The 22282-nt window shown below is 45.6% G+C and carries 19 protein-coding genes and 1 tRNA gene; 12 read left to right on the top strand and 8 right to left on the bottom strand.

The annotated features are described in order from the left end of the window. Positions 1-153: 153 nt before the first annotated feature. The 7 genes from OPS25_RS15675 (at position 154) to glpG (ending at position 7698) form a co-directional block, all read left to right on the top strand. Complete coding sequence (locus tag OPS25_RS15675) at positions 154-537, top strand: type 2 periplasmic-binding domain-containing protein (RefSeq protein ID WP_265618832.1); 384 nt, start codon at positions 154-156, stop codon at positions 535-537. Beyond that, entirely contained in the window at positions 534-1703 is a 1170-nt protein-coding gene (locus OPS25_RS15670) for a hypothetical protein (RefSeq protein ID WP_265618831.1), read from the top strand. The genes OPS25_RS15675 and OPS25_RS15670 overlap by 4 nt, the downstream gene beginning before the upstream one ends. After that, positions 1704-4172, top strand: coding sequence for a putative bifunctional diguanylate cyclase/phosphodiesterase (locus tag OPS25_RS15665; RefSeq protein WP_265618830.1), 2469 nt, complete (start codon positions 1704-1706; stop codon positions 4170-4172). Between the two features lie 124 nt (positions 4173-4296). Beyond that, a complete protein-coding gene (kbl, locus tag OPS25_RS15660) occupies positions 4297-5493 on the top strand; it encodes a glycine C-acetyltransferase (RefSeq protein WP_265618829.1) in 1197 nt (398 codons plus the stop codon). Beyond that, positions 5490-6515, top strand: coding sequence for an L-threonine 3-dehydrogenase (gene tdh, locus OPS25_RS15655; RefSeq protein ID WP_265618828.1), 1026 nt, complete (start codon positions 5490-5492; stop codon positions 6513-6515). The genes kbl and tdh overlap by 4 nt, the downstream gene beginning before the upstream one ends. A 1-nt stretch (position 6516) precedes the next feature. Then, on the top strand, positions 6517-6828 hold the full coding sequence (glpE, locus tag OPS25_RS15650; RefSeq protein ID WP_265618827.1) for a thiosulfate sulfurtransferase GlpE: 312 nt from the start codon (positions 6517-6519) through the stop codon (positions 6826-6828). A 3-nt stretch (positions 6829-6831) separates the two neighbouring features. Then, positions 6832-7698: a rhomboid family intramembrane serine protease GlpG gene (gene glpG, locus OPS25_RS15645; protein ID WP_265618826.1), complete on the top strand. Its 867-nt coding sequence runs from the start codon at positions 6832-6834 to the stop codon at positions 7696-7698. Here glpG and OPS25_RS15640 read toward each other — a convergent pair. Next, entirely contained in the window at positions 7676-8086 is a 411-nt protein-coding gene (locus OPS25_RS15640) for a flagellar basal body-associated protein FliL (protein ID WP_265618825.1), read from the bottom strand. The genes glpG and OPS25_RS15640 overlap by 23 nt on opposite strands. Before the next feature lie 174 nt (positions 8087-8260). Here OPS25_RS15640 and OPS25_RS15635 point away from each other — a divergent pair, with 174 nt between their 5' ends. Next, positions 8261-8830, top strand: a complete 570-nt coding sequence (locus OPS25_RS15635; RefSeq protein WP_265618824.1) for a chorismate--pyruvate lyase family protein — start codon at positions 8261-8263, stop codon at positions 8828-8830. Then, positions 8820-9695 (top strand): 4-hydroxybenzoate octaprenyltransferase, encoded by an 876-nt coding sequence (gene ubiA, locus OPS25_RS15630; protein WP_265618823.1) that lies wholly within the window; start codon positions 8820-8822, stop codon positions 9693-9695. The genes OPS25_RS15635 and ubiA overlap by 11 nt, the downstream gene beginning before the upstream one ends. A 21-nt stretch (positions 9696-9716) precedes the next feature. On the opposite strand, the gene ubiK is transcribed toward ubiA, so the two are convergent. Continuing rightward, the gene (ubiK, locus tag OPS25_RS15625) at positions 9717-9962 is read right to left on the bottom strand and encodes a ubiquinone biosynthesis accessory factor UbiK (protein WP_265618822.1); all 246 of its coding nucleotides are present in this window, start codon (positions 9960-9962) and stop codon (positions 9717-9719) included. 232 nt (positions 9963-10194) lie between these two features. On the opposite strand from ubiK, the gene rep reads away from it, so the two are divergent. Beyond that, entirely contained in the window at positions 10195-12210 is a 2016-nt protein-coding gene (gene rep, locus OPS25_RS15620) for a DNA helicase Rep (protein ID WP_265618820.1), read from the top strand. Between the two features lie 3 nt (positions 12211-12213). Here the strand turns inward: rep and OPS25_RS15615 are convergent, their stop codons facing one another. Next, entirely contained in the window at positions 12214-14811 is a 2598-nt protein-coding gene (locus OPS25_RS15615) for an EAL domain-containing protein (RefSeq protein ID WP_265618819.1), read from the bottom strand. Between the two features lie 105 nt (positions 14812-14916). Further along, positions 14917-15327, bottom strand: a complete 411-nt coding sequence (locus OPS25_RS15610) for a c-type cytochrome (protein ID WP_265618818.1) — start codon at positions 15325-15327, stop codon at positions 14917-14919. 240 nt (positions 15328-15567) lie between these two features. On the opposite strand from OPS25_RS15610, the gene OPS25_RS15605 reads away from it, so the two are divergent. Further along, positions 15568-15644 (top strand) — tRNA-Arg (locus tag OPS25_RS15605). A 325-nt stretch (positions 15645-15969) separates the two neighbouring features. Further along, positions 15970-18609: a carboxypeptidase-like regulatory domain-containing protein gene (locus OPS25_RS15600; RefSeq protein WP_265618817.1), complete on the top strand. Its 2640-nt coding sequence runs from the start codon at positions 15970-15972 to the stop codon at positions 18607-18609. A 4-nt stretch (positions 18610-18613) separates the two neighbouring features. Here OPS25_RS15600 and OPS25_RS15595 read toward each other — a convergent pair whose 3' ends face one another. The 4 genes from OPS25_RS15595 to OPS25_RS15580 form a co-directional block, all read right to left on the bottom strand. Next, entirely contained in the window at positions 18614-19084 is a 471-nt protein-coding gene (locus OPS25_RS15595; RefSeq protein WP_265618816.1) for a hypothetical protein, read from the bottom strand. 2 nt (positions 19085-19086) lie between these two features. Beyond that, positions 19087-19887, bottom strand: coding sequence for a fimbrial biogenesis chaperone (locus OPS25_RS15590; RefSeq protein WP_265618814.1), 801 nt, complete (start codon positions 19885-19887; stop codon positions 19087-19089). Between the two features lie 10 nt (positions 19888-19897). Next, positions 19898-20407 carry a DUF4402 domain-containing protein gene (locus OPS25_RS15585; RefSeq protein WP_265618813.1) on the bottom strand — a complete coding sequence of 170 codons (510 nt, stop codon included), beginning with the start codon at positions 20405-20407 and terminating at the stop codon, positions 19898-19900. A gap of 354 nt (positions 20408-20761) precedes the next feature. Next, positions 20762-22042: an AMP-binding protein gene (locus OPS25_RS15580; RefSeq protein WP_265618812.1), complete on the bottom strand. Its 1281-nt coding sequence runs from the start codon at positions 22040-22042 to the stop codon at positions 20762-20764. Positions 22043-22282: the final 240 nt, after the last annotated feature.

Genomic DNA, 22282 nt, shown 5'->3' with positions numbered 1-22282 from the left:
GCTTCCCATCTACAATTATAAAAGCATCGCCTGAAGTGCGAGTTACATTGATAGGGAGCGCACTTAGTGGCTCAAATGGATCGCCTCCAAATAGCTGACAATAAAATTAAGCCTTTTCTACTAAAACTAGTGATAGTTTGGTGTACGCTAGGTATGTCTGACTCATTTGCTCAGACCCTTACCATCGTTACCCATGCAAATGTGAGTCAGACTGCATTCTCGCAGTCAGAAATCAGGCAGATTTTTAGTGCTCGGAAGCAGTTCTGGGATGACGGCAGTAAAATTACGGTTTTCGTTCTTGACCCTAATACCGCGGTACATAAGCAGTTCTGCCAGCAGAATCTGAACATGTTTCCCTACCAGTTAGAAAGATTGTGGAATCAAATTACCTTTTCAGGACAGGGCGATCCACCGTTAATAAAACACTCCCAAGACGAAATAATTGAAGCGGTGCTATCTACCCCTGGCGCTATTGGCTATGCCGAAGAAAGCGTTCTCGAAAAGCTACGGGGCACACAACGGAATAATGCTGAATGAAGAAGTTGATAATTTTTGCCTTGATGGTGCTGTTTGCATCAGTTGCGGCCGCCCAGCAAACAAGTTGGCATGGGTACGTGTCACAGGGCGTTACCCAATCCTCTGGCAGTCATTTTGTTACCGATAACGAGGCTATCACCACAGAGCTAACCGAACTGGGCATCAATGGTCGCTACCAGTTTAATTCTTCTCTGGCGCTGGTGGGGCAGTTTGTCTATCTAGATGGTGGCAACCGTTACGAGCAAGGCAGTCGTCTGGACTACCTGTTCCTGGATTGGGCGGTATTAGAAAACGATGTGATGTCTTCCCATTTACATGTGGGCAGATATAAGAATCACCATTGGCTATATTCGGCTACCCGGGATGTGCCGCATACGCGGGAAACTGCAATATTGCCGCAGTCGGTGTATTTTGACAGTTTTCGTGATATCGCGCTGGGCAGTGACGGGGTGTTTTTGCAGTCAGAATACCGATCAGGCGTGGGTCAATGGCAGTTTAACTGGAGTTTGGGACGCTCAGATGTAAGTGAGGAGCAAACTAAGGCATTTCTGGGCCCATTAGCAAACGGGAGCTCCAAGCAGGATTATGTGCATCAGGTAAGCTTATACTGGCAGCCAGACTCACTGAACTGGCGGTTGGGTGTAAGCTACCTGGCATCAGATTTTTACTATGAAGCTGCACCTGTTGACAGTTTTATTGACGGCAGTACCCAGATAGAACGCCTGGTTTTATCATTGCAGTACTTTAGTGAAAAGTGGGAGTTGAGTGCAGAATTACTGCAGGAGAGGCGCGAGAACCGCGGTGGCATCTCTCCTACCTTCAGACAGGAGCGCGCTGGTGAAGGGGGGTATGTTCAGGGACGATACTTATTGTCATCTTCGCTAAGCTCATTGCTACGATTGGATTTTTACGATGTAGACAAGAACGATCCCGATGGTCATAAACTAAATCACGCCACTGGTGGACGGGTACCGGCCTATTTTGGCTATATGGACACCACTGCTGTAGGTTTAAGGTGGGATATCACGAGCAACTGGCGATTGCAAGGAGAACATCACTGGGTGGAAGGCGGTGGCAGGATACAAGGCGTCGTTGACCCTTCTACTATCAACTCCACCGAAAAGTATTGGCGGATGTGGTCAATTCAACTCATGCACTGGTTTTAAATGCGTTTCTCTTTATCTTTAACCACCAAAATGATGGTCATCATGTTGGTTATGATTTTTACCGTAACCCTGGCTATTAGTTCCCTATTGATTGTGCAGTCAAAATCCACGCTTGCGCAAAGGCAGTCTGAGCAACAGATAGTGAACACCCAACAATTTTCCTTGTATAAACGCCTGTTTGTACAAAACGTGTTGTTGTGGGTGGAGAGTGTGTCTGCGTTAGCTAACCACGAAGCAGCAGATATCGACGAGCTGATAGAGATGATCCATATCGCCCGCGACCCGCTCAATATGACTTTACATGTTAATGAGGTGTGGCTGTTTAGTTCTCCAAAATCGTTGTTGTACGGAGCGCAAGAAAAATTGCCTTCGGCCGTCTTGGCAGAGGTCTCTCGTGTCCAACAACAATTGGAACCCGCCCTGATAACCAATTGCGCTGACGCATGTCAGTACTTCATCCTGGTTCCCATTATGACCGTGAAGCAAGAGGTTGCGGTGTTTGTTTTATCGAGCAAGATGACCTGGTTACTGGCACTGTTAAATGATTCGGGTACTTTGGACGGCCACGGCATTATCAAACAAACTAATTCCCCGGCTGACTCGTCACCCTTGCAGCTGGTGGGACCTACATCGTCCAAAAACAGGCAGTTGCTAACACGGGTGCTCGAATTATTACCCCCTCAGATAAATATGTATACACTTATCTCCAAGGGGGAAAGGGTAACCCTGAACGACAGGGACTATATGGTGAATGTGCTGCCACTTAGTGAATTTGCAGAAAACGGCCACTATGTACTGTTCGTAAAAGATGTATCCACGACCATGCAATCCAATCGCGCTTATCAGCGTCGGGTGGTGGGTAGTGCAGTCGCAATTTTTATTATTTTCTTCGCTTTAATGTATGTGTTCTTCAATAATTATCGGCGCAAGCTAATGGATTTAAGCCGCCGCTTGCCACTCTTGGCACAGCATCGCTATCAAGATTTCTATTTGCGAAGTGAGAAAGCACATACGTGGAAACATAGCCGCTTTCCAGACGAACTGGATGTATTAGAAAGTGTTACCCGTGATTTAGCAGAGCAACTTGAAGAAATTGACAGCAAGATGGCGTTGAACAATGCGCAGCTGGAACGGATGGCAATGTTTGATAGCTTGACGGGCCTGCCTAATCGAAACATGCTGACCTTTCAAATAGAGCAGCAGCTAGCCGCCTCAGCACGCAATGGCACCTGGGTGGCAATAATGTTTTTAGATCTTGATGACTTTAAAAAGGTTAATGACAGTTACGGGCATGATGTCGGCGACCGCCTTTTGAAAGCAGCCGCGCAACGTATCGTAAAACCCATCAGAAAAATTGATATCGCCTCGCGGTTTGGCGGCGATGAATTTGTCATCTTACTGGAAAATGTCACTGATCGTGAACAAGTAAACATAGTGGCTGAAAAGCTTCTGGACGTCTTCATTGCGCCAATACTGGTGGATGACTTGCAATTTTACATTACCGTCAGTATTGGTATTGCCATTACTAACGATGCGCAGACCTCTTCAGTTGAGCTGTTGCGGCATGCTGATATTGCGATGTATGAAGCTAAAAACACACAAGGGGCTTCGTTTAAACTTTATGACAGCAGTATGAATTTACGTGCGATGCAAAAAGTGCAAATGGAGTCTGAAGCCCGCATAGCGTTGCGCGAGGATCAGTTCAATCTGGCGTTGCAGCCGCTGATAGATTTAAAAACCCGTAAGCTGGTGGGATTTGAAGCGTTAATTAGATGGCATCACCCTACAAAAGGCCTGATCATGCCCGGTCAGTTTATTCCCATGCTGGAAAATACGACCTTTATGTTGGAACTGGATTATTGGGTGATTGCGCATGGCACGCGTTTGTTAAGTGATTTGAATGGAAATGGTTATCAGGACATCAAATTCGCTATTAATGTTTCATCCGCGCAATTTACTGATCCTTCCTTGCCCCATTTTCTTCAGCAACAGATTCAGTTAAACAAGGTCGACCCGGCGTGTATATGTCTTGAATTGACTGAGACCGCGTTGGTCAGTGATCTGGCGAGGGCCACCAAAATCATGAAATCTATTCGCGACCTGGGCTGTAAAATTGCCATTGATGATTTCGGTACTGGCTACTCGTCTCTCAGTTACCTTAAGGCTTTGCCGACAGATTATGTGAAAATTGACCGCTCATTTGTTGCGGGTATGCTCGAGCATAAAGATGATCAAAACATTATCGCGTCAATCATTTCCATGGTCAGCAATATGGGGATGGAGGTGATTGCAGAGGGCATCGAAGAAGCTGCTCAATATGACATGTTAAGTCAACTTAACTGCCATCAGGGGCAGGGTTACTTAATTGGCAGACCTATTCCAGAGGCAAATTTATGGAATCACTTGAAGGAATATGTCGATAATAAAATCTGGACCCGTCCCTTCTCCGTATTGAACGACAATTCTTAAAGCCCGGGTTGTGCGAAAAAATTTACATTAAATCAATCTTAATCGCGTGGTTGTGCACGTCAAACAGTGTACGCCTACGCTGGGTTTCTTTACACTATGCACTTTTAGCGAAACGGAGACTCCCATGTCCGAGGCATTTATTGCTCATCTACAGACGCAAATTGATACCGTCAAAGAAGAAGGGCTTTATAAAAAAGAACGCGTTATCACAAGCCAGCAACAGGCCGATATTGAAGTCGCCGAGGGTGATCACGTTATTAATTTTTGCGCAAACAACTACCTTGGTTTGGCGAATCATCCCGACTTGATCTCCGCAGCCAAAGCAGGTTTAGAAAGCCATGGTTTTGGCATGGCCTCGGTACGTTTTATCTGTGGTACCCAAGATATACATAAAGAATTAGAACATAAAATCAGTCAATTTTTGGACACAGAAGATACCATTTTGTACCCATCGTGTTTTGATGCTAACGGTGGACTGTTCGAAACCTTGTTGGGGCCAGAAGATGCCATCATTTCGGATGCGCTGAATCACGCCAGTATTATAGACGGCGTACGTTTATGCAAAGCAAAACGTTATCGCTATGCCAATAATGATATGGCCGCATTAGAAGACCAGCTTAAACAAGCCGACGCCGATGGTGCGCGCTTTAAAGTAATCGCCACCGATGGCGTTTTTTCTATGGATGGCGTTATAGCCGACCTGAAGAGCATCTGTGATTTAGCCGATAAGTACGATGCGCTGGTAATGGTGGATGATTGCCATGCGACCGGCTTTTTAGGTGACAACGGGCGTGGAAGCCACGAGTATTGTGAGGTATTGGGTAGAGTAGATATCATTACAGGGACATTAGGGAAAGCTCTGGGTGGGGCATCGGGTGGATACACCTCCGGCAAGAAAGAAATTGTTGAATGGTTGCGTCAGCGTTCCCGTCCTTATTTGTTTTCAAACTCTGTGGCACCACCTATTGTGGCAGCATCACTAAAAGTGTTTGATATGATGGCACAGGGCAACGAACTGCGCAGCCAACTGTGGAAAAATGCCGCACATTTCCGTAAGCGTATGGAGGAAGCAGGCTTCACATTGGCAGGAAAAGATCATGCTATTATCCCGGTTATGCTGGGTGACGCTAAGCTCGCCAGCGAGATGGCAGACAAAATGCTCGCCAAAGGGATATATGTGGTGGGGTTCTCCTATCCTGTAGTACCGAAGGGGCAGGCCCGTATTCGCACTCAAATGTCGGCAGGCCACACCCTTGCACATGTTGACAAAGCCGTAGATGCCTTTATCGAAGTGGGTAAAGAGCTGGGAGTAATCCAATGAAGTCGTTGGTGAAATTACATAAAGAGCCTGGTATTTGGTTAAAAGACTCGCCAAAACCGGAAGTGGGACATAATGACCTGCTGATAAAAATTCGTAAAACTGCGATATGCGGTACCGACATGCACATCTATAACTGGGATGAGTGGTCGCAAAAAACGATCCCCGTGCCTATGGTCGTGGGCCACGAATATGTGGGTGAGGTCGTGGCTATGGGGCAGGAAGTCACGGGTTTTAAAGTAGGAGACCGCGTTTCCGGGGAAGGCCACATCACCTGTGGGCATTGCCGAAACTGCCGCGCTGGTCGGCGTCACTTGTGCCGCAATACTGAAGGGGTGGGGGTAAATCGGCCAGGCGCTTTTGCTGAATACCTGAGCATCCCTGCGTTTAATGCGTTTAAAATTCCTGACAATATCAGTGATGATTTAGCGTCTATTTTTGACCCGTTTGGTAATGCGGTTCACACTGCATTATCGTTTGATTTAGTAGGCGAAGATGTATTAATTACGGGCGCTGGACCCATTGGTATTATGGCAGCTGCAGTGGCCAGACACGTTGGTGCGCGACATGTAGTGATTACCGACATTAACCCGTATCGGCTTGCCTTAGCGGAAAAAATGGGCGCAACTCGTGCGGTCAATGTCAGCCAAACCAAACTCGAAGACGTAATTCAAGAGCTGGGGATGACCGAAGGGTTCGATGTAGGACTTGAAATGTCCGGCGTGCCTTCAGCATTTCGTGACATGCTAGATAAAATAAATCACGGCGGCAAGATTGCTATGCTGGGTATTCCTCCTTCAGATATGGCAGTAGACTGGAATAAAGTCATCTTTAAAGGACTCGTCATAAAGGGCATTTATGGCAGAGAGATGTTCGAGACCTGGTATAAAATGGCCAGTTTGATACAAAGTGGCTTGGACCTGCAGCCCATTATCACTCATCAATTTGGAATTGATGATTTTCAAAAAGGATTCGACACCATGGGCTCGGGTGAGTCAGGTAAAGTCATCCTCAACTGGGATTAATGTGGAAACTTTTCATCACATATCTGTCGCGGACGTGGCGGCAAGAGCGGCGGATGTAACGGTCGTCGATATACGCGATCCGCAGTCGTTCGCCCTCAGTCATATGCCAGGTGCAACCCATTTGTCGAACGACAATTTTGCTGCATTTCTCTCGTCTACCGCGAAAGACACCCCGGTAGTGGTAGTATGTTATCACGGTATCAGCAGCCAACAGGCCGCGCGCGTAGTCGCCGCCCAGGGGTTTACTGAAGTATATAGTATGGACGGTGGATTTGAGGCGTGGCGTCAACAACAGCCGGTGATCTCAGAGTAGTTTGTGTCCATTCCTGTTATAGCGTTTAAACATGAGCCATACGCGCGTTTACTGGCAAATTATCTGACCTCTGAAGGGTTTGAGGTCAGTGTGCATCTGGAGCCAAATGGTGAATTTATGTTATCCGTTCCTGAGGGGACGGATCTCAAAACTTTTCGCCAGCACTGCCTGGATTTCGTGCGGGATCCCGAACATCCCTCGTATCAAGACATCGCCTGGCAGCAGGGAGCGGGTGTGGAACTGGACACAAAAAGTGGCTTCAGCTTCAGGCATGTTAAGCGCTATATTCAAGACGTGCCTTTCACGGCGATGATTCTAGCCACTTGTTTGCTTGTCTACCTGCTGTCTGTATTCGGCTTATTTGGCACGGTAGCGGACGTCCTTCTTTCTCAGTCAGTGAATGTACTTACTTATACTCAGGAATGGTGGCGGTTGATTACGCCTGCACTTATCCATTTTAGTGTGCTGCATATCATCTTTAATTTGCTATGGTGGAGCATGTTAGGCGCCCAAATTGAGCGTCAGTTAGGCACGTCCATGCTGGTTATTATCTTTTTAATCTCAGCCGCTATTTCCAATGGCGCGCAACTATTAATGAGCGGACCAAACTTTGGCGGTCTTTCAGGGGTGGTGTATGCGGTTCTTGGATTTGTCTGGTGGGCGGGCTGGCTTCGCCCAAGCTGGGGAATCATGCTACCTAAATCTATCGTGGGTTTTATGCTGGTATGGTTAGTGGTCGGCTATGCTGATGTATTATGGGTAGAAATGGCCAATACAGCGCACACTGTGGGACTTATCACAGGTTGCGTATTGGCGTGGCTGCTTAGTATGTTCTGGCAACCGAAAATTAGCTCTGATACAGATACTTAGTGAAAATCACATCTCTAACTACTTCGGTCCCCGTCTCCTTCTTCATATGATTCTGCATGGCTTTTAGCAATGTGCGACGAATATCTTCACGGCCGGTTAACGATTTGACTTTTTCTTCTGGCTGATTGCCGAATATTTCAATTGCTGTAGCCCGCAATAGAGGCATATGGTGCTCAGCGGTTTCCAATTGCTCGACATCGTGGATCATAAGTTCCACTGTGACCCGCACGTAACCCAAACGAACGGCGTTCTGACCGACATAATTGGTCACAATATCTGGCTCTAAACCTAAATAAGCATAATTTACCTTCTGTTGACCCTGGGCCCCACCTGCAGTAAACGATAGCAGCGTAATACAAGAAAAAACTAAGCAACGAAAAAAAGACATGGAATGCATTTACCAATAAAAAAGATCTAAACTAAGCGCTAACTTATAGTGTACCAAACTCCACATAGCGATCACTAGTATCAATTTTTCTTTTCCCGTTCACTTTGAAATACCTAGGTATGGTTTTAAAACAGACCCCAATGGTAAGATAGGGCGCACTTCATCAGGATGTAAATGGTTTTGATAGATAATCTTTCTTTTCCGATTGGCTTGGATGTCACGTGGGAACGTGCAGATAGAGTAAGTATTCCCAATTCTTATTTAAAAAATTGGTTACTTGATACCGGCTCGCTTACTGAACGATTACAATCCATGTGTCGGCAGTTCTCTTTGCAAAAACTAGGACAAGCGGAACAGATGCTGCATAGCGGTGAGCACGAATGGTTAGCATCACATAGTTCAACCCGTTGGTATGTCCGTGAAGTAGTCTTATTCGGCGATCATCAACCCTGGGTTTTTGCCCGCTCGGTACTTCCGCATGAATTGGTAGAAGGCGAGCTAGCAAGCGTAGGCTCACAACCCCTCGGGAAAATTATATTTAATGATCAGCGATTTAGCCGGAGTGAGTTTCAACTGTGCAACATAAGCAGTGACCACTTAGGACAACTTGGTTTAACAAAGGATGACGTAACGCTATGGGGCCGACGCTCCAAATTTACATTTAATGAAGTAGACATGCTGGTTGCTGAAGTGTTTCTTCCCCAAGCGCCCGCGTATCTAAAAGGTAACAGCGATGCATGTTGAGTTAACCGCAAAAAATCTGGATGCCTACTGGCAACTGATGCGCATGGACAAGCCGGTGGGTATTTATTTGCTGCTTTGGCCTACCTTATGGGCACTTATCATTGCCGCTCAGGGCCTACCCCCGTTAACCATCACGTTAATATTTATGGTTGGCGTAGTGGTAATGCGTTCGGCTGGTTGTGTTATTAATGATTTTGCAGATAGAAAAATAGATGGCAGAGTCGCACGCACCGCTCAGCGTCCTATTGTAAGTGGTCGCGTGACCGCGACAGAGGCGCTGCAATTGTTTGGGGTATTGATTGTATTGGCATTTGTGCTGGTACTGTTTTTAAACTGGCAAACCATCTTATTATCTGTTCCAGCGGTGCTGCTTGCAGCCAGCTACCCATTCATGAAGCGCTATACGCATATGCCACAAGCGGTGCTGGGTATGGCGTTTGGCTGGGCTATTCCAATGGCATGTGCTGCCGTGTTAGGGGAAGTGCCGCTTTGGGGGATCATCCTTTTTATTGCTAATGTATGTTGGACGATTGCCTACGACACCATATACGCAATGGTGGATCGCAATGACGACGTAAAAGTGGGGGTAAAATCCAGCGCTATTTTGTTTGGCCAATATGACCGACATATTATTGGTGGGCTGCAGTTAGGCACAGTCATACTATTAACGGTTATTGCAGAAATGCTGAAATTAACCTGGCCTGTTTATTTGAGTATTTTATGCTGTATTGGTTTGTTCATAATACAGCAAAGGCAAATTGCAAAGCGAGAAAGAATGGCCTGTTTCCAGGCCTTCTTAGATAACCATCAAGTGGGTATGGTTTTCACCGTGGGATTACTTATGCACTATCTACTGATGGTGTAAGCGAAAGCTTACTGGTCGTGATTACTTTTTATTTTGTTCTAATGCCGCTAAACGGGCTTCCATAAGTTCCAGTTTTTCGCGGGTTCTGATCAGTACCTGACTTTGTACATCAAATTCTTCACGGGTAACCAAATCTAGTTTAGATAGTTGTGATTGCAGAACCTGTTTGATTCGGCCTTCGGCTTCTTCAGCCATATTGCGCACACCCGGAGGGACAGCGCCGGCAATTTGTTTTGCAAGTTCTTCTAGTTTTTTCGGATCCAGCATAGTTTTCCCTTATAATGCGCTTCTTTATCGTTGCACCTATTCTAATACCAATTGCAACAAGTATCTATGTTATCAGTGAGAACCTATATTTTCGCCAATGACAAACCAGTGTGAAAGCAACGTAGAATTACATTGATAGCCTTAACGAAAACTAAAAACTCAGTACCAACCGGCTGAAAAGTAAAAGATAACAAGTGAAAAGTGAAAAGAACCTGGTGTATAAGACAACTTCATGAGATTAAATGACGCCCAGCAATCTGCTGTAACTTATGTGTCAGGACCCTGTCTGGTTCTTGCTGGCGCAGGCAGTGGTAAAACCCGAGTCATTACCAATAAAATCGCTTATCTCGTAAGAGAATGTGATATGCCCGCGCGCTACATCGCAGCCGTTACCTTTACCAATAAAGCCGCGCGTGAAATGAAAGAGCGTGTAGCGGGAACGTTAGGCAAGCCTGAAGCTCGGGGGTTAAAAGTCTCTACGTTCCACACCATGGGCCTGAATATTATCAAAGCCCATGTTAAAGAATTGGGGCTGAAACCCGGCTTTTCTTTATTCGATGACAAAGACTCCCTTGCGCTGCTGAACGATTTGACCATTGACACTATTGATGGAGACAAAGACCAGCTCAGTTTGCTGCAAAGCTGTATATCTAATTGGAAAAACGACCTATTGTTGCCAGACGCCCTTAATGCTTCCGCCAGCAGTAGTGGGGAAAAACTGTTTGCCCATGCCTATCAGCAATATCAAAATCATTTAAAAGCGTATAATGCGCTGGATTTCGATGATCTCATTCTGTTGCCCACGTTGTTATTACGGCAAAATGCGCAAGTACGCGAAAAGTGGCAACAAAAAATACGGTATTTGCTGGTGGATGAATATCAGGACACCAATACCAGCCAGTATGAATTAGTCAAATTGCTGGTGGGGGAGCGCGCCCGGTTTACCGTGGTGGGGGATGATGACCAATCTATTTATTCCTGGCGTGGAGCAAAGCCACAAAATTTGAATCTGTTGCAGCAGGATTTTCCGCGACTAAACGTGATTAAACTGCAGCAAAATTATCGTTCTTCAGGGCGTATCCTGCATTCTGCCAACATTCTTATTCAAAATAATCCTCACCTGTTCGATAAAACTTTATTTTCTGAATTAGATTATGGCGCTCCATTGCGTGTAATTACCGCCAAGAATGAGGAGCACGAAGCAGAGCGAGTGGTCGCCGAACTGCTGGCCCACAAGTTTATGCAACGTACGCGGTTTAAAGACTATGCAATCTTGTATCGGGGGAACCATCAAAGTCGATTGTTCGAAAAGCTGTTAATGAGTAACCGTATCCCCTATAAAATCAGTGGCGGCATGTCTTTCTTTGGGCGAGCAGAAGTCAAAGATATCATGGCTTACCTACGTCTATTGGTGAACCAGGATGATGACAATGCGTTACTGCGAATAATTAATACGCCCCATCGGGGCATTGGCCGTGCAACGTTGGAAAAGCTGGGGAATTTCGCTAACAGCTTAGGAGTGTCTATTTTTGCCGCAGCCACCCATAGTGGTTTAAGTGGGGTGTTGACTGGTAAAGCCTATCAATCCGTCTCCGGGTTTGCGCGCTGGCTGGTCGAACTATCTGATAATGCTGCGCGTGGAGATACCAAAGAAGCCTTGCGGTCCATGATCAAATCCATGGGTTACGAAGAATGGCTCTACGAACACAGCGCAAGCCCTAAAGCGGCAGAAATGGCCATGGCCAATATCAGTACCCTATTTGGCTGGATAACCGGCATGTTGGAGGGGAACGAACTTGAACCTCCCATGACGCTTCAGGAAGTGGTAAATCGGTTAATATTGCGTGACATGATGGAGCGCGGGGAAGAAGAAGGGGACGCCGACCAAGTGCAGCTAATGACCTTACATGCATCTAAAGGACTTGAGTTCCCGATCGTATTCTTGGTCGGCATGGAAGAGGGTTTGCTACCGCATCAAAGCAGTATAGATGAAGACAATGTAGAAGAGGAGCGCCGGTTGGCCTATGTGGGGATCACGCGCGCACAACGCGAACTGATCTTTTCGCTGGCCAAAGAGCGACGTCAATATGGGGAAGTAATTTTCCCCGAACCGAGCCGCTTCTTATATGAGTTACCGTCGGATGATTTGGAGTGGGAAAATCAAAAGAAAACAGTGAGTGCCGAGGAACGTCAGCAAAAAGGAGCAACCAGTATCGCGAACCTACGCGATATGCTGTCCAAAAAATAACATTTAGCCAGCCAGCTTCTTTATAGGCAGAGGTTTGGCTTCGCTGAGCACTTTGCCTTGCCCGTAATGACATTCGATGTCGGCCAGCGCATCAAGTTGCGAGGAGGAGTCAACGCCCTCTGCGATAACTTTAAATTTAAGGTGCTCAGAGATGAGCATCACGGATTGGATCAGTTTAAGATTACGCTGAGAACGGGGCAGAGACTTCACAAAGCGATGATCGATCTTAATGTAATCGAAAGGGTAGGCAAATAAGTAGCTCAATGAGGCCAGTCCGCTACCGAAATTATCCAGTACCAGCGTGATCCCCGCGCGTTTTAGCTTCTTAATTGATGGTAGGATAAACTGTGAGCGACGGTTTAAATCGTTTTCGTTAAACTCAAACACTAACTCACTTGGCGAAACCCCTGTACTTTCAATCATATGAATGATCTTATTCACCAGCGATGATTGCAATAAGTGATTAATAGAGATGTTTACCGCAATGCGTTTCGGGCTGTCGGAGTCGCCGCGCCAAGCATTTAGCAATTCACACGCCTTGTTTAACTGGAACATATCCAAATCCATGGTTAGTCCGCTTTGTTCAGCCACCTGACGAAACTGATCGCGGCTAACCGAACCTTGCACCGGATGCTTCCAGCGTACATACATCTCATGGTAAATAGGCTGATCATCACGGGTGTCGATTACCGGCTGCATAAAACATTCTAACGCGCCATCACGCAGGGCTTTACGAAACTCGTTCTCCAGCTCTAATTCTTCAAGCAGTCTCTCACGCATGCTTTTGTCAAACATGACAAAACGGCCGCGCCCAAGTGACTTGGCCTGATACATAGCCGCGTCTGCATCGCGCAGCACCTCATCCGCGGTGCGATAGTAACGCTCCAGATGAGCAATACCGATGCTGGCACCGGAATACATTTCCTTTCCTTCCAGTGTAAAGGGTTCAGATACTGCCTCAATGATTCTGGAAGCCACTTCCTCTACGTCAGATACATCATCAAAGTTATCCAATAGGATAACGAATTCATCACCACCCAAGCGGGCCAGCAAATCGTGCCCCCGAATGCACAGTGAAATACGGCGAGCCACTTCCATTAAAAATTCATCGCCGGCATGATGACCCAGCGTGTCATTAATTACCTTAAAACGATCCAGGTCGATAAATAGCACGGCGAATAAATTTTCTGAATATCGCTGTTTATTCGCAATCGCCAGTTCCAGGCGACTGGTGAACATGGCACGGTTGGGCAAATCGGTAAGAGAATCATGGTGAGCATCATGGATAAGCTTTAACTCAATTTCCTTTCGCTCTTCAATTTGCTGCTTAAGAATTTGGTTAGCCCTGTCTAACTCAACCGTGCGTGCTTGTACTCTGTCTTCAAGCAACTGATTGTACCGCTGGATCGCTTCGGTACTGCGTTTACGCTCCATGGCAACGGCAATATGATGGGAAACGAACCGCAACAGCTCTAAATCTTTGCTCGTATATTTTGCGTGTTTACCATAAGTTTGTACGGCAATAACACCGGATATCTCGCCTTCAACCACCAGCGGCGAGCCCAGCCAGGAATTGGCGCTTTGAAGCATCGACTGGGCCACTGATACATCAATTTCACCAGATTCCGCTAGTTCCAGGACACGAGGCGGGTTAATGAGTTCGGCCTGTCCTGTACGCAGAACAAATTCAGTTAAGCCCATCCCTAATGGGCGGCGATCGGCGGCTTCACTAAGAATGTCGCTAAAATAAGGGAAGTCGAGAAACGTCTTGGTTTCGTCCAAAATGGCGATAAAACAGTTGGGTGCGCTGATCAGGCGGGCCAGAATTTCATGCAAGCTGGCGTAAAAGATATCCATGTCACCTTCAAGGGTTGCCGCCAGTTCGGATATTTCAAAAAGAGCTTGTTGAAGCGATTCGACCTTCTGACGCTCCAGAATTTCTTCTTGCAAATCATCGTTAATTTTACGTAATTGCCTAGTGCGTTCGCGAATGGTGCGTTCAGTGAGTTCACGACTTTTAACCCGATCCACGGTGGTCACAATATGCTGCGAAACAAACAATAAAACTTCAAGATCTTCATCGTTGTAGGTCACCGACTTATCGTAAGTCTGAACTACCATGGCCCCAATAACTTGCGTACCGCGCTTTAACGGAACACCTAAGAATTGGTGGGGTAGTGCGCCCACTAATTTAACGCCAGTCGCATCTTCAAATGTCTGGGTATTCTTATCGTCCAGAAAAACGTGTTTACCGCTTCGAAGGATATACCCGGTGATTCCGTCCATCAGCTGGTCAGCAGGTACTTGCTGAATAGTTTGCTCGTCATACTCGTCAACAAAATAGGCAAAGTTGATGACGTTGGCATCACGCTCGTAAAAAGCAACGAAAAAATTGTCGGCGTTCATGAAGTCGCCGATGATTTCGTGAATTGCAGGGTATAAGCGGCTTAAATTGCTAACTGAACTAGCAAGTTCTGATATGTCAAACAGCGCTTTTTGAACTCGCTCTGCGCGTTTATATTTGTCGGTAAGTTGCTGGAGCTGAGGAATAAGTTCCCTCAATTCCTCTTCAGACAACTCGTACTTTGACTCAGATGACATCCTGCTAGCCAATTAAAATGAAGAGAGAGAGATTCTGAACGTAAAGTAACCGATTTCAGTTAAAAACGCCACTCTTGTCAGTGGCGTAAATAGTAAGAAAATCAATTAAATTCCTTCAACCATGTACTCAATCGCAGCTTTTATTTCATCATCGCTACAATTGCCGCACGCTCCACGAGGAGGCATGGCATTAATACCGTTTAATGCGTTCTGCCAAATACCATCCAGACCGCGGGCGTCGATCCGCGGTTGCCAATCGGCAGCCACTTGTAACTTAGGTGCGCCCAACACGCCGGCACCGTGACACGCCATACATGCTTGGTTATATACGTCTTCGCCAGATTTTGCTCCACCTGCACCTGCGCCGGCAGCAGCCTGGGCTTCAGCACCCGCAATATGCACAGTGCCTAAAGGTTTGATACGTTCTTTAATTGCTTCGTCGCTCATATCCTGAGCCTGAACGGTGAACACAGCAACGACTGCTGTTAAAATACCTAACCACGTTTTCAATTTCACATCTGTCTCCAGGCAATTGAATTTAATTCTTATCAACTGCCAAGTTTATAACGGTTAATCCTTCACCTACAACTGTTTAAAAGCAAATACTTATAAAAAGGAAGGAATTAGTCTATTTCATCCCCATATAACAGTGGCGAACAAAATTAGTTGAACCCAATGGTAACCATCAGTATCATTACGCCCGCTCTGACCTATGATGTTATTCCAGATAAGTCAGAAAAAGGTTTAATACAATACGCACCCGTAGCTCAGCTGGATAGAGCGTTGCCCTCCGGAGGCAAAGGTCATAGGTTCGAATCCTATCGGGTGCGCCATTTTTAAGGGCTGAAAGCCTGTTTTTCTTATTAAAATCCTCTTTACGCAATATGTTCCACAATTTCAATTTGATTATACATTTGTTAATTCTGGGACCGAGGCCTATCTAATTTTGCTAATTACGTTCAGCCGTTATAATCCGACCTCAAGTGAAAGTGTTAGTAGGCAAAGGCAAACGTCAGACCGAACTGGGTAAAGCGGCATTTTACACTATGCCAACCTACGTATTTTTATTTCATCCTTCGGTTATAAAAAATTTACATTCGGTCTACAAAATCTTACTATCTAGAAATAACAAAAGGGTCTCCACACGGCGCCAGACGGTTGAGAAGAAAAAAAATAAAAATAGCCTTTTTTGTTTTGATGGTAGTACATGGTTGGTCTCTTTTCTGTGCAAGTAGTGCGGCTTCCTATCAGTATTTATCAGATGCAGAACAAGATTATTTGTTAACTCTGTTTTTAGCGAACGAGCCGCAGTCAACGTTACTGCCGGCTTACCGTAAAGGTGATCATCTATACGTAGATTTTCGCGAATTTATCGCCATCGCTGACTTTTCTATTTACCGAACCCGGCGAGGCTGGGAAGGGTGGTCATTTAACCAATCTCATTTATTTTTCTGGGACGAAAATAATCAGCGTGTAACAAGTAACGAGTCAGTTTATTCAATCGCTCCCAGTGCTTACTTAACCTTGAATGATCAGCTCTATGTGGAAATGAGCCAGTTAGAGAAGTGGTTTAACTTAATGACCACTGCGCAACTACCCGACCAATTACTATATATTCATGCAGAAGTACCATTCCCGTATCAACAGAAACGGTTGCGTGAGGCTAGGGAACAATATTTAAAGAGTGATACTGCCGAATCATCGGTTCACATCCCCGACCAATATAAGCTATGGACTGAGCCGAGAAGTTTTATACAAACGCAACATCAATGGAATGATAATACGCTCACTGGTACTCACGCGACGAGTGCCTCGCTTACTTCTACTTTTGATTTGTTTCACCATCAGACTTTTTTTACGGGGAATTATTCGACCACATCTTTACACGATTCACAGCACTCAGGACGCCTGACGTTTTCCAAAAGAGCAAACACGCGCGACAGTTCTTTAGTCTTTGGGGCGACAGAATATCAATTTGGCGACATTTATCTAAACGAGCGCAGTCTGATAGGACTCAACGGGGCCGGTGTAGGAGTGGATATACAGCGGAATAGTCCGTTGAGCCATGGTAATAGGGAAATGCAAGAGATAGTGGGTAATGCGCCGCCTGACTGGGACGCGGAACTGTACAAAGATAATCAGCTGCTGGGATTGGTGAAAGTCGATAGTGATGGTCGCTATCAATTTGACCAATTACCATTATCCATGGGTTTAAACCGTTTTGAGGTGTTGTTGTATGGACCGCAAGGGCAACGAGAAACTCAATTGCACGAGATTTGGGGAGGCGGGTTAACCTTATCAGAAGGAAAATATAGCTATCGTTTAAGTTACCTAGATTACCAGAATGCGTTATTAGGTGACAGTGAGCCTTTCACGGGTAGAGCGCTTACCGACTCTGCCAACTTAGTAGAAGTGAAATATGGTGTGTCTAATAGTCTCGAGGTTGGCATTTCAGCTTACAACGTTAGAGGAAGATGGACGCAGCCATCCAACTCTGAGGAAACTACTTCAGTATTTGGCACGCTCGACCAGTTGCCAACCAGTAATGCTTATGTAGGGTTGTCAACTAAAGCTGATATATTCTCAGGTGTCGGATCTATAGAGCTGTTACGGCAATCGTCCGGCGAGAAGGCGTCTTCATTTGGCTATCATGGCGCATTCGGTCACCATCAATATAATTTTTTATTGGTTAGTTTTGAAAATGGGTTTGTAAGCCCGTTGACCGAGCAGGTGGGTAATATAAAACGGCGTAATCAGATGTTTGTAAACGGGCCGTTAGACAATTTCTTTGATAGCTATCAATTTAATTTCAATTACGATCGTCTATTTCAAGATCTTGATAAGGTCGATGCCAGACTACGCGTGACGAAAGTGTGGAACCGCTGGTTCTTTAACAATTTTATTGAGTACGAAAAGGTAAGTTTAAGCGAATCGCGCTTTAAGGGCCGCATCGAGGCGACCACGCGTCTTGCAGGTATGAGCTTCACTGGCGGCTTAGGTTATAAAGTAGAAGATGGCGCCCAGGCTGAACAACTTAATTTCACCGCTAGATGGCGTCCCGGAGTGAAGGTCTTCGCCACTACGCATTTAAGCCGGACTTTCCTTGAACAGCCTATTTCCCTTTTACAACAACAAATAAGCTGGGAAACTAAATGGGCGAATATTAATGCCTTTGCGTCTATAGATAATCACGGAAATAAATCTGTAGGGATTGGCTTTTCAAGCTATTTTGGTGAAGGCAGGCTCAGCAGGCGGAATTTAACCTACCATGCCAGAGCGACCTTCCACCCTTACATTGACCACAATGGCAATGGACTATTAGACTCCTCAGAAAGAGTGCATCCTCAAGGACCCAGTGGCTTAAATCCTTATGTAATCGATAATATTCCCGGAAATTATGCTACCGACATTTCATTAGATAACATGCCTTTGCCTGACGCGTATCTACAGCCTAGTTATCCAAACCTAAAGATATTTACCCACGCAGGAGCCTCCTTAGACATACCTGTCCCGGTCCAGTTTGTGGGCGATATTGAAGGCCACTTAACGCTACCGCAGGGTTTAGAGGTAAGTGGAATCGAAGTGCAATTAATCGATCTTCAAGGCAATGAAGTGGCATCCACCCATACCGAGTTTGATGGCTACTTCAGTTTTAGGTCCGTGAACACAGGGGATTATGTGCTACATTATCGCCCTCACCATTTTGGCTTGCAGCGAAAACAACTGAGACTGGATGCGGAAGAAGGCTACGCCTACCTAAAGTTAGAAGTGGGACCTTCTGCGCACCAAGAAAACTAATTATCTATTGATATGTAATTGAAATGTCAAAGTCTACTCCGGCATTATCCCCACCATAATGATATTGAGTAGATTCAACATCGATTCCCACCTTAAGGCTAATCGACATATTATTGGTCGTAATGCTGTAACCACTCAAATCGCAACGAGTCTGGGAACCGTTTCCATAGCGACACAAAATCTGATTTACCTGGAACCCGTTATAGCTAGTGATATTTAATGCTTGTATTTGCACCATCGCGGGCGCCGAGGTATCAGTCACTACTATTTCCCCAGCGGCTGCCCCTGAAACATAGTCTGCCTGACCGGTCCCCGTCAGGCTGCCATCTGTACCAACTATCCATTGTCGGCCTGCAGGGCCTGCTTTAAGTAGCCCGAGATTAATATCATTCATTTTTGTAATAGTGATGGCTGCTTCGCAAAAACAAGGGAGGACCAATAAAAAATGCAACCCTAACAGCTGAGTTCTTCTCATGGCTACAGTTCTATATCAATTAATGGTGAGGTTAATGCGCGGTTACGATGGGGACTCTCACTCAATACAACACGCAGGGGGCCTTCGCCCATTTCCTCAATTTTTAAGGGAATGCTGCGCGAGGTAATATTTGGATACATGATCACCGGGTGGGGAGTCAAATCGTCATTACGTTGGTTAAAAACATGCAGATAGGCGCGAAGAGAAGCTTCACCCCTTTTCTCGATCACTACTTCTGGATCAGGAGAAGTGTTTGAGATAACCGTTAATGAAACTTGAGCGGGCTCAACGTTGTGTCGCCAGATAACAGGAATACTAATGCCCATCCTCGCTTTGATATGCATACCGTTGGTTTCACTTATTTCGGCTTTTTGAGAAAGGGTAGCTTCAAGATCATCATTAATCGTTGTCACATTTAAGTGAGAATAATACTCTTTCGATGGTGCCGCATTTGCACTACGTTTTAAGGCAATTTTAATTCTTTGCGATTGCCCAGGTTTGAGGGTCATTCGGCGTGGAGAGAAGCGGACAAAAGGCACTAAGCTATGTTCTGGCTCACCAGTTGGTAACCTTTTAAGATGTCCATTTGATAGCATGGTGTGATCTAACCAGCGTACAGAAAAAACCCCCGTTCTACTTCCGCGATTTAAGACATTCACACTTACTACCCGACGTTCTGATGAAAGATATAAAACATCTTCGGTAAGAAACAGCGAAGCTTTCGCTTCTACCGGTTTACAAGTAAATAAATAACACAGGGAGAACGCGAGAACTAAAAAGCTAACGTATCTCCATTGAGGCACTGGTTCCATATTAATTATAGGTTACATTAACCTCAAAAGAGCCGTTATCTACTCCAGGTGTCATGGCTACACTATTGCGAGTTAAGGTCATGCCTATTAATAGTGCGCCCGACGCTACGGAGGTTGTGCTGTACGAAGTACATGCCACCGACGTATTGACATCATATTTGCAGGTAGGACTGCCTAAATTATAGTGTACGCCCCCCACAATATTATCCACAGAAATGGTAATCGCTTGTCCTGCACTGGCACTAACAGTAACCTCTGCGGCTTCAGCAATTCCACCTAAACGCCGGTTATTGGTATCGGTTACCGTATCATCAGGTGAAATCATAATTGTTTCTGAAGCAGCCATCGCAGAGTCAACCAATCCGAAATTTAAATGATTGGCAGTTGACATTGTAATGGCGTCTACAAACGTGACATTAACTGTGACGGATTCGGGGTTGGCTGACCAAGCTGTATAAGGAAGTGAAAGTAAAACTAACGCACCTATGGCTTTTTTCATTTTATTTATCATTGCCATTTATCCTAGTTTTTTAATACTACGGCCCAACCATACGACAAAACTTCCATCATTGGCAGAAAAAAATACAAAATTTTGCAACTTATTTAATCTGGTCTAACCAGTCTGGTTGATATAAGGGGGGATGGTAGAATTTTGCATAGCCTTATTAACGCGCTGCGACCGCTGTCCTTGATGTAAATGAGCGGTCTTTATTGCTTATATCACCAAAGAGAAGGATTGCTGTGCGTTGCACACGAAACCTTCCTCCAAAATAAGTGACTGCCGATCGACTCTTGGCGTATAACTCAACCAGTGTTTTCGGCCCGCTGGAGGCATGAGAATGTAGAATGGGGGGCAAAGTACCCATTACCCCCGGTAGGCATGCACGGCTTGAGTCATCTCTTTCAGTGATACATGGTAACCCCGTAATTTAATTGGATCATCGCAACACTTTATAAGGCTTACATCGCCAGCAGCATTTTGGGTAACCATATCGCCTGTGCGGTAAATTAGACCTTCGGCGATACTGGGATCAACAAAGAAGTCATCGCTGGTGGTATTAAGATAACCCAACGCGACGCCAGGGCCCGATATGTAAAGCTCACCAGGGAAACCTGGCATTACAGGCCGTTTCTCGGAGTCCAGTATGTGCAGCTGAGTTTCACCTATTGGTTTGCCTATAGGGTAGGGAGCATTGACATCATTTTCTCTTGACAGTGAATAACAGCAGGTGAAAGCGGTATTCTCGGTCGGGCCATATCCGGTCACGAAGGTCAGCAACGGATATTCCTCTAATACGCTTTTCACTAACTCAGGCTGCATTTCACCCTCGACCACTAGCACACGGAGGGTTTTCAACATGTCGCTATGATATTTCGCCACCAGATTAAATAAGGTGGCGGTAAGCAAGCACACACTTACTCCATTGTCCGATATTACTTTGGCGAGTAGATTGCGGTTTATTCCACGACCTGGATAAAGCACAAGTTTGCCACCATTTAACCATGCTCCCCAAATTTCGAAGGTGGAGGCGTCATGCGAGAGGGGCGAAAACTGCAAAAGCGTGTCTTGCGAACTGAAATCTATGTATTTTGCGTTTTTTACTAAATGGGTCACTGCCCGATGGGGAACCATCACGGCTTTAGGCTTTCCCATACTATTGCGGGTATACATGACATAGGCCCGTCGTTCGGGAGAAGTTGGAATCGCGGGATTTTGTTCACAGCGGCCCATGAATAGCTCGCTGTCAGCGGTGTTAATATATTCTCTTTCCCTAAAGAAGTTATCCACAATATTGACAGGCCATTGTTGATCGACAATGGTGTATTTGATGTTGGCATGTTCTAGCCATTCGTGCGTCCGCGATTCCGACAATGTTGCATCAAGGGGTAGATATGCTGCACCGGCTTTCAACACCGCGAGGATAGCAACAACTTGTTCGAGTGAACGCGTCATGGCAACCGCCACCACGTCCCCTGGGCTGACCCCCCTTTCAATCATAAGATGGGCCAAAAAGTTTGCCCGACAGTTCAGCTCAAAATAGGTCAAGTTGCTATTGCCGAAGACACACGCAATTTTGTCCGGTGTAGTGCTGGCATAATGTTCGAACCATTCGTGAATGCCCATGAAACTAGCAGAATTATGCATTTTAAAATCTCCCACAAAACTTAGTGCACAGCGAGAACTCCGCATAAACACATTTATTCGGTCAAAGTTATCGCTTAACCTCAACAACAATATTGAAGAGTTTAGGCAAGAAGTTCTTTGATAAATCCTCGCTAATTCCTTGGTTAAATAAATGTAATGTATTCAATAGTCTATATGGTTTATGAGTCGATCGGGTAACAGTGTCAAAGTGTTTTGAAACTATTATTAGAACCATAAGAA

Source organism: Alteromonas aquimaris (assembly GCF_026183695.1).
GTDB lineage: Bacteria > Pseudomonadota > Gammaproteobacteria > Enterobacterales > Alteromonadaceae > Alteromonas > Alteromonas aquimaris.
This window is presented reverse-complemented; position numbering and strand designations above follow the sequence as displayed.

Coding starts and splice junctions, on each gene's coding strand:
- OPS25_RS15675 (WP_265618832.1), top strand. CDS start 154: ATGTCTGACTCATTTGCTCAGACCCTTACCATCGTTACCCATGCAAAT.
- OPS25_RS15670 (WP_265618831.1), top strand. CDS start 534: ATGAAGAAGTTGATAATTTTTGCCTTGATGGTGCTGTTTGCATCAGTT.
- OPS25_RS15665 (WP_265618830.1), top strand. CDS start 1,704: ATGCGTTTCTCTTTATCTTTAACCACCAAAATGATGGTCATCATGTTG.
- kbl (WP_265618829.1), top strand. CDS start 4,297: ATGTCCGAGGCATTTATTGCTCATCTACAGACGCAAATTGATACCGTC.
- tdh (WP_265618828.1), top strand. CDS start 5,490: ATGAAGTCGTTGGTGAAATTACATAAAGAGCCTGGTATTTGGTTAAAA.
- OPS25_RS15640 (WP_265618825.1), bottom strand. CDS start 8,086: ATGTCTTTTTTTCGTTGCTTAGTTTTTTCTTGTATTACGCTGCTATCG.
- OPS25_RS15635 (WP_265618824.1), top strand. CDS start 8,261: ATGGTTTTGATAGATAATCTTTCTTTTCCGATTGGCTTGGATGTCACG.
- ubiA (WP_265618823.1), top strand. CDS start 8,820: ATGCATGTTGAGTTAACCGCAAAAAATCTGGATGCCTACTGGCAACTG.
- ubiK (WP_265618822.1), bottom strand. CDS start 9,962: ATGCTGGATCCGAAAAAACTAGAAGAACTTGCAAAACAAATTGCCGGC.
- rep (WP_265618820.1), top strand. CDS start 10,195: ATGAGATTAAATGACGCCCAGCAATCTGCTGTAACTTATGTGTCAGGA.
- OPS25_RS15615 (WP_265618819.1), bottom strand. CDS start 14,811: ATGTCATCTGAGTCAAAGTACGAGTTGTCTGAAGAGGAATTGAGGGAA.
- OPS25_RS15595 (WP_265618816.1), bottom strand. CDS start 19,084: ATGAGAAGAACTCAGCTGTTAGGGTTGCATTTTTTATTGGTCCTCCCT.
- OPS25_RS15585 (WP_265618813.1), bottom strand. CDS start 20,407: ATGATAAATAAAATGAAAAAAGCCATAGGTGCGTTAGTTTTACTTTCA.
- OPS25_RS15580 (WP_265618812.1), bottom strand. CDS start 22,042: ATGCATAATTCTGCTAGTTTCATGGGCATTCACGAATGGTTCGAACAT.